General features: G+C 69.0%; 12 protein-coding genes and 1 pseudogene. All 13 read left to right on the top strand.

The features are described 5' to 3' along the window. Positions 1-38: 38 nt before the first annotated feature. Positions 39-797: pseudogene (locus tag QMX79_RS09405) on the top strand (FAD binding domain-containing protein); the annotation flags it as partial. After that, the gene (locus tag QMX79_RS09410) at positions 794-3,070 is read left to right on the top strand and encodes a xanthine dehydrogenase family protein molybdopterin-binding subunit (protein WP_282246507.1); all 2,277 of its coding nucleotides are present in this window, start codon (positions 794-796) and stop codon (positions 3,068-3,070) included. The pseudogene QMX79_RS09405 and the gene QMX79_RS09410, both read left to right, overlap by 4 nt. A 63-nt stretch (positions 3,071-3,133) precedes the next feature. Then, the gene (locus QMX79_RS09415; protein ID WP_282246508.1) at positions 3,134-4,330 is read left to right on the top strand and encodes a molybdopterin molybdotransferase MoeA; all 1,197 of its coding nucleotides are present in this window, start codon (positions 3,134-3,136) and stop codon (positions 4,328-4,330) included. Position 4,331: 1 nt separating this feature from the next. Then, complete coding sequence (gene moaA / locus QMX79_RS09420; protein WP_282246509.1) at positions 4,332-5,357, top strand: GTP 3',8-cyclase MoaA; 1,026 nt, start codon at positions 4,332-4,334, stop codon at positions 5,355-5,357. Next, positions 5,357-5,845, top strand: a complete 489-nt coding sequence (gene moaC, locus QMX79_RS09425; protein ID WP_282246510.1) for a cyclic pyranopterin monophosphate synthase MoaC — start codon at positions 5,357-5,359, stop codon at positions 5,843-5,845. The genes moaA and moaC overlap by 1 nt, the downstream gene beginning before the upstream one ends. After that, entirely contained in the window at positions 5,842-6,432 is a 591-nt protein-coding gene (locus QMX79_RS09430) for an NTP transferase domain-containing protein (protein WP_282246511.1), read from the top strand. The genes moaC and QMX79_RS09430 overlap by 4 nt, the downstream gene beginning before the upstream one ends. Beyond that, entirely contained in the window at positions 6,429-6,674 is a 246-nt protein-coding gene (locus tag QMX79_RS09435; RefSeq protein ID WP_282246533.1) for a MoaD/ThiS family protein, read from the top strand. The genes QMX79_RS09430 and QMX79_RS09435 overlap by 4 nt, the downstream gene beginning before the upstream one ends. Next, complete coding sequence (locus QMX79_RS09440; protein WP_282246512.1) at positions 6,671-7,138, top strand: molybdenum cofactor biosynthesis protein MoaE; 468 nt, start codon at positions 6,671-6,673, stop codon at positions 7,136-7,138. The genes QMX79_RS09435 and QMX79_RS09440 overlap by 4 nt, the downstream gene beginning before the upstream one ends. A 60-nt stretch (positions 7,139-7,198) precedes the next feature. After that, a complete protein-coding gene (gene paoA / locus QMX79_RS09445) occupies positions 7,199-7,843 on the top strand; it encodes an aldehyde dehydrogenase iron-sulfur subunit PaoA (RefSeq protein WP_282246513.1) in 645 nt (214 codons plus the stop codon). Continuing rightward, on the top strand, positions 7,840-8,790 hold the full coding sequence (locus tag QMX79_RS09450) for a xanthine dehydrogenase family protein subunit M (protein ID WP_282246514.1): 951 nt from the start codon (positions 7,840-7,842) through the stop codon (positions 8,788-8,790). Before paoA ends, QMX79_RS09450 begins: the two co-directional genes overlap by 4 nt. A 3-nt stretch (positions 8,791-8,793) precedes the next feature. Beyond that, a complete protein-coding gene (gene paoC, locus QMX79_RS09455; protein WP_282246515.1) occupies positions 8,794-10,992 on the top strand; it encodes an aldehyde oxidoreductase molybdenum-binding subunit PaoC in 2,199 nt (732 codons plus the stop codon). Further along, the gene (locus QMX79_RS09460; RefSeq protein ID WP_282246516.1) at positions 10,989-12,020 is read left to right on the top strand and encodes an XdhC/CoxI family protein; all 1,032 of its coding nucleotides are present in this window, start codon (positions 10,989-10,991) and stop codon (positions 12,018-12,020) included. The genes paoC and QMX79_RS09460 overlap by 4 nt, the downstream gene beginning before the upstream one ends. Further along, positions 12,020-12,616, top strand: a complete 597-nt coding sequence (locus QMX79_RS09465) for a nucleotidyltransferase family protein (protein WP_282246517.1) — start codon at positions 12,020-12,022, stop codon at positions 12,614-12,616. The genes QMX79_RS09460 and QMX79_RS09465 overlap by 1 nt, the downstream gene beginning before the upstream one ends. The last annotated feature ends 6 nt before the right edge of the window (positions 12,617-12,622 follow it).

Below are 12,622 nucleotides of genomic sequence, written 5' to 3' on the forward strand. Positions count from 1 at the left end.
CCCGGAGGGTGTAAGCGCAGTCCCCGTTGCGGCCGGGGGCCTTGCTGGCCGCCGCGTCGCCGCAGATCCGCAACATGGCCACCAACGGTGGCAACCTGCTGCAGCGTACCCGCTGCACCTACTTCTATGACCCGGCCACGCCCTGCAACAAGCGCGAACCCGGCAGCGGCTGCTCCGCGATCGGCGGGCTGACCCGCCACCATGCCATCCTGGGTGCCAGCGAGCATTGCATCGCCACCCATCCTTCGGATATGTGCGTGGCACTGGCGGCGTTGGACGCCGTGGTCCACGTCGCCAGCACCAGGGGCGAGCGCGCCATCCCCTTCGCTGACTTCCATCGCCTGCCCGGCGCATCGCCCGAGGTGGACAGCACGCTGGCTGCCGACGAACTGATCCTGCGCATCGAGCTGCCACCAGCGCTCGAATTTGCAGCGCACAGCGCCTACCTGAAGGTGCGCGAACGCCTGTCCTATGCGTTCGCGCTGGTCTCGGTGGCCGCGGCGCTGGACATCGCACCCGATGGAACGATCCGGGCCGCGCGCCTGGCCGTGGGCAGCGTGGCGCACAAGCCCTGGCGGGAGCCCTCCGCCGAGTCGTTGCTGATCGGCACCACGCCAGGCACCGCCGCATACGAGGCGGCTGCCGAGGCACTGCTGCAAGGGGCAGTGTCACAAGGCCAGAACGCCTTCAAGATCCCGCTGGCCAAGCGCACCGTCATCCGCGCGCTCGAAACGGCGGCACAGGGAACCGTAGACAACCAGGGCAGCACGCGCCCCCATCCGGAGACGCAGGCATGAACCTTCCCACGCACCTGACCGCGCCGGTCGCCCCGGCAGGTACCGGCCATGTACCCACCGGCACCGGCACCCCGCGCATCGACGGCCGCGCCAAGGTCACCGGCGAGGCACGCTATGCCGCCGAATGGCCCGCGCCGGACCTGGTGTACGGCGTGGCCGTCAACAGCACCATCGCCAAGGGGCGGATCGTGGGCTTCAGCCTGGATGAAGCCCAATCCGTGCCCGGCGTGCTGCGCATCGTCACCCACCTCAACCGCCCGCACATGCGCAGCGCCGGGCTGTTCTACAAAGACATGACCGCGCCGGCCGGCAAGCCGTTCCGCCCGTTGTTCTACGATACCGTGCTGTACAGCGGGCAGCCCGTGGCGCTGGTACTGGCGGAGACCTTCGAAGCCGCGCGCGAAGCCGCCGGCCGCGTGCGGGTGCAGTACGAGGTGGAAGAACACGACACCAACCTGGTCGCCGCGATGGCACGCGCGCGGCCGCCGAAGAAGATGAAGGCGGGGTTCTCGCCCCCGCCAAAGGACAAGGGCACGCCGGACCAGGCCCTTGAGGAAGCTCCGTTCTCCATCAGCGCCGACTTCTACCACGGGGTCGAGCACCACAATCCGATGGAGCTGTTCGCCAGCACGGTGATCCGTGGCGACGACGGCCACCTCACCATCTACGACAAGACCCAGGGCTCACAGAACAGCCGCTGGTATGTATCGCAGGTGTTCGGGCTGCCCAAGCGCAAGGTGACGGTGCGCAACCCCTTCGTCGGTGGTGCATTCGGCGCCGGGCTGCGGCCGCAGTACCAGCTTGCGCTGGCGGTGATGGGTTCACTGGCGCTGGAACGCTCGGTGCGGGTGGTGATGACCCGCCAGCAGATGTTTACGTTTGGCCACCGCGCCGAGACGGTGCAGCGGGTAAAACTGGCCGCCGATGCCGATGGCACCCTGCGTGCGATCTGGCACGAAGCGGTCGGCGAAACCTCGCGAAATGAGGATTACGTCGAAGTGGTGGTGAACTGGAGCGGGCAGCTGTACGCCTGCGACAACGTGCACCTGGGCTACAAGGTGGTCGGGCTGGACCAGTACACCCCCATCGACATGCGCGCCCCCGGTGCGGCGCACGGCGTGCACGCACTGGAAGTGGCGATGGATGAGCTGGCCCACGCGGTGGGCATCGACCCGCTGGCGCTGCGCCTGAAGAACTATGCCGAGGTCAATCCGGCCGACGGCAAGCCCTATTCAACCAAGGCGTTGCGTGACTGCTACGCCCAGGGTGCCGAGCGCTTCGGCTGGTCGCAGCGCGCCGCGCAACCTCGCGCGCGCAGGGAGGGCAATGAGTGGGTGGGCTGGGGCATGGCCACCGGGCAGTGGGATGCGATGCAGATGTTTGCCCGGGCGCATGCGCGGCTGCATGCCGATGGCCGGTTGGTAGTGAGCAGCGCCGCCAGCGACATCGGCACCGGCACCTATACCGTGATGAGCATGATCGCCGCCGAAGCGCTGGGCCTGCCGCTGGAGCAGGTGACCTTCCAGCTGGGCGATTCCACCCTGCCGGTGGCCCCGATTGAAGGCGGTTCCTCGCATGTGAGCACGGTCGGCTCGGCGGTGGATGGCGCCTGCACCAAGCTGCGCCGCCGGTTGCTGGCGCTGGCGCGGCTGGCCCCAGGCTCGGCCTTCGCACGCGCACGACTGGACGACGTGGTGTTCCGCGACGGCACCCTGGCGCTGCGCGACGACCCGGCCAGCGCGGTGCCGCTGACCACGCTGCTGGCCGGCGCCGAGCGCGCCAGCATCGAGGCCAGCTACCTGCTGCTGCCGAACCTGCTGGAGCAACGGAAGTTCACCCGCGCCACCCACAGTGCGGTGTTCGTGGAGGTGCGGGTAGATGAAGACCTGGGCACCGTGCGGGTGATGCGGGTGGTGAGCGCGATTGCCGCCGGGCGCATCCTCAACCCGACCACGGCACGCAGCCAGATCATCGGTGGCGTGGTCTGGGGCATCGGCGCGGCCCTGCACGAGCACACCGAAGCCGACCATCGGTTCGGCCGCTTCATGAACCGCGATTTCGCCCAGTACCACGTGTCGGTCAACGCCGACATCCATGACGTGGACGTGGTGTTCGTGGATGAAGATGACCGGGTGGTCAGCAGCCTGGGCGCAAAAGGCGTGGGCGAAATCGGCCTGGTGGGGGTATCCGCCGCGATCAGCAATGCGATCTTCCACGCCACCGGCAAGCGCATCCGCAGCACCCCGATCACCCCTGACAAGGTGATGCGCTGACGTGAAATGGCGATCACGCCGGAATCGCCAGACTGGGACATTCCCCGCCACCCGCACGCACTGATGAGGCCGTTGATCAGCGTAGAGGAAGCCGATGCCGTGCTTCGTTCCAGCACTCCCGACGTCGTCACGCAACAGATCGCCCTGCCGGATGCGGTCGGCCGCGTGCTGGCACAGGCCGTGGTCGCCGAAGGCCCGCAACCGCCGTTCGACCGGGTCATGATGGATGGGGTAGCCACTCGTTGGCAGCCGCTGATGCCCACCGTGCTCCGCGTTGCCGGTGCGCAGATGGCCGGCATGCACGGCCAGGTCCTGGAAGATGCCGGCAGCTGCATCGAGGTTTCCACCGGCGCCGTCCTGCCCGAGGGCTGCGACTGCATCGTGCCGATCGAACATCTGGAGCGCACCGCCGACGGCTATGCGCTGCGCGCCACGGCCACGCCGGTTGCCGGCCAGTTCATCCACCGCCGTGGCAGCGATTGCGCCGCCGGCACGCCGGTGCTGGCGCCGGGCATCCGCATTGACGCCCCCCAGATGGCGCTGCTGGCCGCCAACGGCGTGGCCCGGGTGACGGTCGCACGGTTGCCCCGCGTGGCCATCGTCGCCACCGGCGATGAGCTGGTGGACGTGGACGCAGCACTGCCACCGGGGCGGATCCGGCGTTCCAACGACCTGGCCTTGATGGCCGCGCTGCAGGCGGCCGGCCTGGGCCGCGCCTCCCTGCATCACCTGGCAGACGATCCCGCCCTGCTTGCCGAGGAGCTGGCCCGGCTGCTGGCGTCGCACGACACGCTGGTGCTGTCCGGCGGCGTTTCCATGGGGCAGCGCGACTACCTGCCCGACACGCTGGAGGCGCTGGGCGTGCGTTGCCACTTCCACGGCATCGCGCAGCGCCCGGGTAAGCCGATGTGGTTTGGCGTGGGGCCGGAGGGCCAACGTGTCTTCGCGCTGCCGGGCAACCCGGTGTCATCGCTGGTCTGCCTGATCCGCTACGTGCGCCCGGCGCTGCTGGCGGGCATGGGCGCAGCGCCTCCAGCACCAGAGAGAGTGCCGCTGGCCACTGACCTGCCCGCCTTTGCCCTGGCCCAGTTCATTCCAATCCATCTGCAGGACGATGGCGGCGGCACTGTGGTGGCCGAGCCCGTGGCCTCGCGCAATTCCGGGGACTTCACGGCGTTGGCCGGCACCGCTGGCGTGCTGGAGCTTGCCGCCGGCAGCGCGGGTTCGGCAGGCCAGCTGTTGCCGCTGCACCGGTGGTGACATGAGCGTACACGCACCCCTCCTGGATCGCCGCAACCGCCCGCTGCGCGACCTGCGCATCTCGGTCATGGACCGCTGCAATTTCCGCTGCACCTACTGCATGCCGGAGACCACCTATGGCGACGACTATGCCTTCCTTCCGCCGGAAGCACGGTTGAGCTTCGACGAGATCGAGCGCGTGTGCCGCCAGGCTGCGGCACTGGGCGTGAGCAAGCTGCGCCTGACCGGCGGCGAACCGCTGCTCCGCCCGCAGTTGCCCGACCTGATCCGCCGCCTGCGACGCATCGACGGCGTCGACGATATCGCCCTGACCACCAACGGCGTGCTGCTCGACCGGCAATCGCAGGCATTGGCTGACGCGGGCCTGGACCGGGTCACGGTCAGCCTGGATGCGCTGGATCCGGCGCTGTTCCGCCACATCAGCGGCGGGCGTGGCGACGTGGAAGCCGTGCTGCGCGGGATCGACGCGGCCCGCGACGCTGGCTTCCGTGACGGGGTCAAGATCAACGCCGTCCTGCAGCGCGGGCTGAACGACGCCGGCGCGCTCGACCTGGTCGAACGCTTCCGCGGCAGCAGCGTGGTGCTGCGCTTCATCGAGTTCATGGACGTGGGCAACCGCACCGGCTGGTCGGCCGACAGCGTGGTCAGCTCGCAGGAGCTGCACGCGCGCATCCACGCCCGCTGGCCACTGCTGGCGTTGCCGCCCCGCCATCCCGGCGAAGTCGCCACCCGCTACCGTTTCGTCGACGGCGCGGCTGAAATCGGCCTGATCTCGTCCATCTCCAAGCCCTTCTGCGGCGACTGCACGCGGGCGCGCCTTTCTTCCGAAGGCCAGCTCTACACGTGCCTGTTCGCCACCCGTGGCACCGACCTGCGCAGCCTGCTGCGTGCCAGCGCGGACGACGCCGCCCTGCGCGCGGTGCTGGCGGGGGTGTGGTCGGCCCGCAACGACCGGTACAGCGAACTGCGCGGCCGCCCGGCTTCCAAGCCCGGGCGCCGCATCGAAATGCACTACATAGGTGGATGATGGAACCCAACCCTACCCTGCTCTCGCACCTGGACGCCGATGCACGGCCGCGCATGGTCGATGTGGGCGGCAAGACCGCCACCGACCGCGTGGCGCACGCCCAGGCCCGGGTGCGCTTCCCGCCCGAGGTTGCCCACCAGCTGCGCGAGGCCGGCTTCGTGCTGCCCAAGGGCGCGGTGCTGACCGTGGCCCACATTGCCGGCGTGATGGGCGCCAAGGTCACCTCGCAGTTGATTCCCCTGTGCCACCCGCTCGCCCTGCAGCGCTGCGACATCACCATCGACATGGACGGCGACAGCGCGGTGATCGACTGCACGGTGGCCTGCCACGGCACCACCGGCGTCGAGATGGAGGCCCTGACCGGGGCCAGCGTTGCCGCGCTCACGCTGTATGACATGTGCAAGGCGCTGTCGCATGCCATCGTGATCGAGCAGGTGCGGCTGGTGTCCAAACGCGGCGGCAAGTCCGACCTGGCGTATCCTTCATGAGCACACCGCTGTCGGCCCTGCTGTTGACCGGCGGTGCCAGCCGCCGCATGCAGACCGACAAGGCGCTACTGGACTACGCCGGGCAGCCACAGCTGCTGCGCGCCTGGGCCCTGCTCAGGCATGTCGAGCTGGTGCACGCCTTCGTCTCGCTTCGCCCGGACCAACGCGGCGAAACGCTGCGGGGCAGTCTGCCTACCCTCGTGGACAGCGTCGAGAGCGTGGGCCCCGTCGCCGGCATCCTCTCCGCGCAGCAGGCGTTCCCCGGTCATGCATGGCTGGTGATCGCCTGCGACCTGCCCCTGCTGGATGCGCGCACGCTGCGCGCGCTGGTGGCGGCACGGCAACCGGCGAAGGATGCCACGGCGTTCGTCAGCCGCCACGACGACCTGCCCGAGCCGCTCTGTGCGATCTGGGAACCGTCCTCCGCGCCGCTGCTGCGCCAGCGCTTCGACGCGGGGAACTACTGCCCGCGCAAAGCGCTGCTGCAGTTGCAGATCCACGCGCTGCCTTCGCCTGGCAGTGCCCTGGACAACGTCAACACCCCTGGCGAGCTGCTGCAGGCACGCCAACAACTGGAACCCAGCTGATGCCCCAGGTCGAACTCAATTACTTCGCGCAGCTGCGCGAGCAGGCCAACCGGGGCGCCGAACGCGTGGACACCGACGCCGACTCGCTGGGCACGCTGTACGCGCAGCTGCAGGCCAGGCACGGCTTCACCCTGCCGGCGTCCGCGTTGCGGGTAGCCGTGAACGAGCGCTTCTGCGGATGGGACCAGCCCCTTCAGGACGGCGACACCGTGGTGTTCATCCCACCGGTCAACGGCGGATGAGCGCGTTCTCGATAAGTGCGGTTGGGCTGGATGTGCCGGCGCTGCGCTCGGCCCTGCAGAACCCCGCGCACGGCGCGTTCTGTGCGTTCGAAGGCTGGGTCCGTAACCGCAACGACGGCCGGGACGTCGAAGGCCTCGAATACGAGGTGTACACCGCCCTTGCCCAGAGCGAGGGCGAGGCGATCCTGGCCGAGGCCCGTGAGCGCTTCGGCGATATCGACGCAATCGGGATCCACCGCAGCGGACGCCTGGCGGTCGGCGAGCTGGCCGTGTGGGTCGGCGTTTCCTCGCCACACCGCGACGCTGCCTTCGGCGCGTGCCGCTACATCATCGATGCGATCAAGCACCGGCTGCCGGTCTGGAAGAAAGAGCTGTACGTGGAAGGCGACAGCGAGTGGGTGGTCTGCTCGCACGCCGGCAACCCCCATTCACACGGCGCTTCACCGCATGCCGACCCCCGCTGAACGATCATCGATGCACCGATCCCGTGAGCCAGGCTGCAGCAGCCAACGAGGAGCCACCCCATGAGCACGCCCCCCCAGCTTTCCCTTTCCCGCCGCGACGTGCTGAAACTCGGCGCCGGCTCGGCCACCAGCATGGTGATTCCAACCGTGGTCGCAGAAGCCCAGGGAAACACCGCCGGCGCACGCGCACCGGTGACCGCCGAGGTGGCCTTCGAGGTCAATGGCAAGCCGCGCACGCTGCAGCTGGACACCCGCGTCACCCTGCTGGATGCACTGCGCGAGCACCTGCACCTGACCGGCACCAAGAAAGGCTGCGACCACGGCCAATGCGGTGCCTGCACCGTGCTGGTGGATGGCCGCCGCATCAACGCCTGCCTGACCCTGGCGGTGATGCACCAGGGCGCGAAGATCACCACCATCGAAGGGTTGGGCGCACCGGACAAGCTGCATCCGATGCAGGCCGCGTTCGTCAAACACGATGGCTACCAGTGCGGCTACTGCACCCCCGGGCAGATCTGCTCGGCGGTGGCGGTGCTGCAGGAAGTGCGCGACAACATCCCCAGCCACGTCACCGATGACCTGGGCGCCCGTGCCACGCTGACCGCCGATGAGATCCGCGAACGCATGAGCGGCAACATCTGCCGCTGCGGCGCCTATTCCAACATCGTCGAGGCGATCGAAGACGTCGGAGGAACGCGCGCATGAGGGCCTTCACCTACGAACGTGCCAGCACGCCGGCCGAAGCGGCCGCTGCAGCCGCGCGCACCCAGGGGGCGCGCTTCATTGCCGGCGGCACCAACCTGCTGGACCTGATGAAGCTGGAGATCGAAACGCCGGCGCACCTGATCGACGTCAACGGGTTGTCACTGGACACCATCGAGGCGACCGCCGAAGGCGGCCTGCGCGTCGGTGCACTGGTGCGCAACACCGACCTGGCGGCCGACCCGCGCATCCGCCGCGACTATGCCCTGCTTACCCGCGCATTGGTGGCCGGGGCTTCCGGCCAGCTGCGCAACAAGGCCACCACCGCCGGCAACCTGCTGCAGCGCACCCGTTGCCCGTATTTCTACGACACCGCGCAGCCGTGCAACAAGCGCTTGCCGGGCAGCGGCTGCGGCGCAATCGGCGGCATCAGTCGGCAGCTCGCCGTGGTCGGCACCAGTGCCGCGTGCATCGCCACCCACCCCAGCGACATGGCGGTAGCGATGATGGCGCTGGATGCCGTGGTGGAAACGCTGCGGCCCGATGGCTCGAGCCGGCACATTCCGCTGAACGAGCTGTACCGCGCCCCGGGCACCACCCCGCACCTGGAAACGGTGCTGGAGAAAGGCGAGCTGATCGCAGCGGCCATCCTGCCCGCACCGCTGGGTGGCACCCACATCTACCGCAAGGTGCGCGACCGTGCCTCGTACGCGTTCGCGCTGGTGTCGGTAGCGGCGGTGCTGCAGCGCGATGGCAGCGGCCGGGTGGCACTGGGCGGCGTGGCCTACAAACCGTGGCGCAAGCCGGAAGCCGACGCGCTGCTGCCGCAGGGCGCTGCCGCCGTGATGGCCAAGCTGCTGGAAGGCGCCGCACCCTCACCGCAGAACGCCTTCAAGGTGCAGCTGGCCGAGCGCACGCTCGCCGCCGTCCTCCAGCAGGCCAAGGGGTAAGCCATGAAATTCGACACACCCGCCGGCACCAACCCTATCGACCAGCTGCAGGTGGTGGGCAAGCCACTGAACCGGATCGACGGCCCGCTGAAGACCACCGGCCATGCCACGTATGCCTACGAATGGCACGATGCCGTGCCCAATGCCGCGTACGGCTACGTGGTCACCGCCGGCATTGCCAAGGGCCGGATCAGCTCCATGGAGCTGGACGCCGCGCGCCGTTCGCCGGGCGTGCTGGCCATCGTGACCGCCGACAACGCCGGCCCGTTGCAGAAATCGCAGCGCAACGCCGCCCCGCTGCTGGGCGGCCCGGAGATCACCCACTACCACCAGGCGCTGGCGCTGGTGGTGGCGGAGACCTTTGAACAGGCGCGCGCCGCGGCTGGACTGGTGCGGCTGCGCTACGCCACCCAGCAGGGTGCCTATGACCTGGCTGCGGCGAAGAAGGCCGGCACGAATTTCCAGAAGACCGATCCGGACGCGCGCGTCGGTGACTTTGAAAAGGCCTTCGGCAATGCCCCGGTCACGCTGGATGCGATGTACCACACGCCGGACCAGTCGCACGCCATGATGGAACCGCATGCCACGCTCGCCGCCTGGGAAGGCGACAAGCTCACGGTGTGGACCTCCAACCAGATGATCGATTGGGGCAGGACCGACCTGGCCAAGACGTTGGGCCTGCCGAAGGACAATGTGCGATTGATCTCGCCGTACATCGGCGGTGGTTTCGGCGGCAAGCTGTTCGTACGCTCGGACGTGGTGCTGGCGGCGTTGGGTGCGCGCGCCGCCAAGCGCCCGGTCAAGGTGACACTGTCGCGGCCGATGGTGGCCAACAACACCACCCACCGCCCGGCCACGCTGCAGCGGATCCGGCTGGGCGCGACCGCCGAAGGTACGTTGACCGCGATCGGTCACGAATCGTGGTCGGGCAACCTGCCCGGCGGCTCCCCCGAAGAAGCGGTGCAGCAGACCAAGCTGCTGTACGCCGGCGCCAACCGGCTGGCCGGACTGCGCTTGGCGCACCTGGACCTGCCGGAAGGCAATGCCATGCGCGCGCCGGGCGAGACCCCGGGCTTGATGGCGCTGGAAATCGCGATGGATGAAATGGCCGAGAAGCTGGGCCTGGATCCCATCGAGTTCCGCATCCGCAATGACACCCAGGTGGACCCGGCCAACCCGGAACGACCCTTCTCCAAGCGCCAGCTGGTGCAGTGCCTGCGCGACGGTGCCGAGCGCTTCGGCTGGGACCAGCGCAACGCCCACCCTGGCACCCGGCGCGACGGCCGCTGGCTGGTGGGCATGGGCGTGGCCGCTGGCTTCCGCAACAACCTCGTCATGAAATCCGGCGCACGCGTGCGGCTGGATGGCAGTGGCCAGGTGACGGTGGAAACCGACATGACCGACATCGGCACCGGCAGCTACACCATCCTCGGCCAGACCGCCGCCGAAATGCTCGGCGTGCCGCTGGAGCAGGTCACGGTGAAGCTGGGCGATTCCAGCTTCCCCGCCTCGGCCGGCTCGGGCGGCCAGTGGGGCGCCAACAGTTCCACCGCCGGCGTATTCGCCGCCTGCACCAAGCTGCGTGAGGCCGTGGCCGGCAAGCTGGGCCTGGACCCGGCGAAGGCGACGTTCGCCAAGGGCAAGGTCAGCGATGGAGGCAGAAGCTTCGCGCTGGGCAAGGCCGCCGCCGACGGCGAGCTGGTGGTGGAAGACACCATCGAGTTCGCCGAGCTGGAAGAGAAGTTCCAGCAGTCCACCTTCGCCGCGCATTTCGTGGAAGTGGGCGTGGATGTTGCCACCGGCGAAAGCCGGATCCGGCGCATGCTGGCGGTGTGCGCCGCCGGCCGCATCCTCAACCCCAAGACCGCGCGCAGCCAGGTGATCGGCGCGATGACCATGGGCGTGGGTGCCGCGCTTTCCGAAGAGCTGGCGGTGGACACGCGCCTGGGCTTCTTCGTCAACCACGACCTGGCCGGCTACGAAGTGCCCGTGCATGCCGACATCCCCCACCAGGAGGTGGTGTTCCTGGATGAGACCGACCCGGTGTCGTCGCCGATGAAGGCCAAGGGCGTGGGTGAGCTCGGGCTGTGCGGTGTCAGTGCGGCGGTGGCCAATGCGATCTACAACGCCACCGGCACCCGCGTGCGCGAGTATCCGATCACGCTGGACAAGCTGCTGGCCGGGCTGCCTGCGCTGGGATGAGTGCGGGCCTGGCCAGTACGCCCCTGGAGGCCGAGGACGGCAATCCCGGCCTTGTGTTCAAGGCGGCCCTCGCCGCGCTGCGCGACGGTCGTCGCGCAGCGCTTGCCGTGGTGCTGGAAACCGAAGGCTCCACCTATACCCGCGCCGGTACCGTCGTTCTGTTTACCGATCAGGGCCACGTGGGCTGGCTCAGCGGTGGCTGCCTGGAGCCGGAGATCGAGCGCCGCGCGATGCAGGCCGTGGACGAGAGCGCATTGGCGTGGATGGAGATCGATACCCGCGATGATGATGCGCTGTTTGCCGGCAACGCGGTGGGATGCCGGGGGCGGCAACGGGTGGTGCTGATTCCGCTGGCGTCGCTTGCCGGCATCGATAGCGTGTTTGACCCGTGGCTCCGGGGAGAGGGAACGCTGGAGCTCAGGCTGCACGGTGACGGAGTGCTGCAATGGCGTTGTGGCGACACGGCCCTTTCCCACGATATCGCCAGTCCGCCGGTCGACTGGGAAGCGCCTCGCCGGGAGTGGCAGCTGCAATGGCGGCGTGCGCCGGGCGTGGTGGTGTTGGGCGCGGGCCCGGAGGCTGCGCCGTTGCTGCCCTTGCTGGTGGGCCTCGGATGGCGGGTTGAAATTCATGAGCCACGTGAGAGGTGGCGGGAGCGGCTTGCTGTTATTGCGCCACCCGACCAACGGTCGGGTGCTACCGGCGATTCACCTGCCTCTTACACCAGCCGGTTGCGGGACGGGCCGTTGCCGGATGCGGTGCTGGTGATGCATCACAACTTCGAGCTGGATCGGGAGGCGTTGGAGGCGCTGGCATCCACGTCCATTCCGTTCATCGGATTGCTGGGGCCAGCACGAAGGCGCGACGACCTCTTCAAGCTCCTGCGTCCCGAAGCACGGGCAGCGCTGTCCCCTCGCCTGCGTTCGCCGATCGGCCTGGCATTGGGCGGTCCCGGGCCGGAGGCTATTGCGCTGAGCATTGCCGCCCAGCTCCAGGCATGGCGGCATGGCGTGCCGGGAATGTCGTGATGAGCGGACACGCCGCCGTGGTGCTGGCCGCAGGTTCCAGCACCCGCCTGGGCCGCCCCAAACAGCTGCTGCGACGCGACGGCGAGACCTTGCTGCACAGGATGGTGCGGCTGGCACGCGGCACGGCGCCGTCGGTGCTGGTGGTGGTGCTGCCTGAGGCCTCCGGACTGCTCACCGATGCGGTGTCTGATCTCGACTGCGTGCAGGCGCTCAACCCGGATGCACAACGCGGCATGGGTAGCAGCCTGCTGGTCGCCGCACCGAGCGTGCAGGCGTTGGATCACGTGCTTGTGGTCGCCTGCGACCAGCCCGCGCTGGAGGCTGCGCATCTGGACGCGCTGCTCGACAGCGCCAACAGGTCCGCCTCCGGCTGCGCGGCCACCCTGTTGCTGGGCACGCTCGGCGTGCCGGCGGTGGTGCCCGGTGCGTGGTTCGCCGACCTCGCCGACGGCCAGGGTGATAGCGGCTTCCGCGCACGGCTGCGCGCGCTGGAACCCGGAACGGTCGGTGTGCTGCACGCCCCTGCCCTCGCGCTGGATATCGATACCCCCGACGATCTGCGCGCCGCGCACGAGCTCGGCCTCATCGACGATTGACGGGGT

The organism is Stenotrophomonas sp. PS02300, from assembly GCF_029959395.1.
Classification (GTDB): domain Bacteria; phylum Pseudomonadota; class Gammaproteobacteria; order Xanthomonadales; family Xanthomonadaceae; genus Stenotrophomonas; species Stenotrophomonas maltophilia_AD.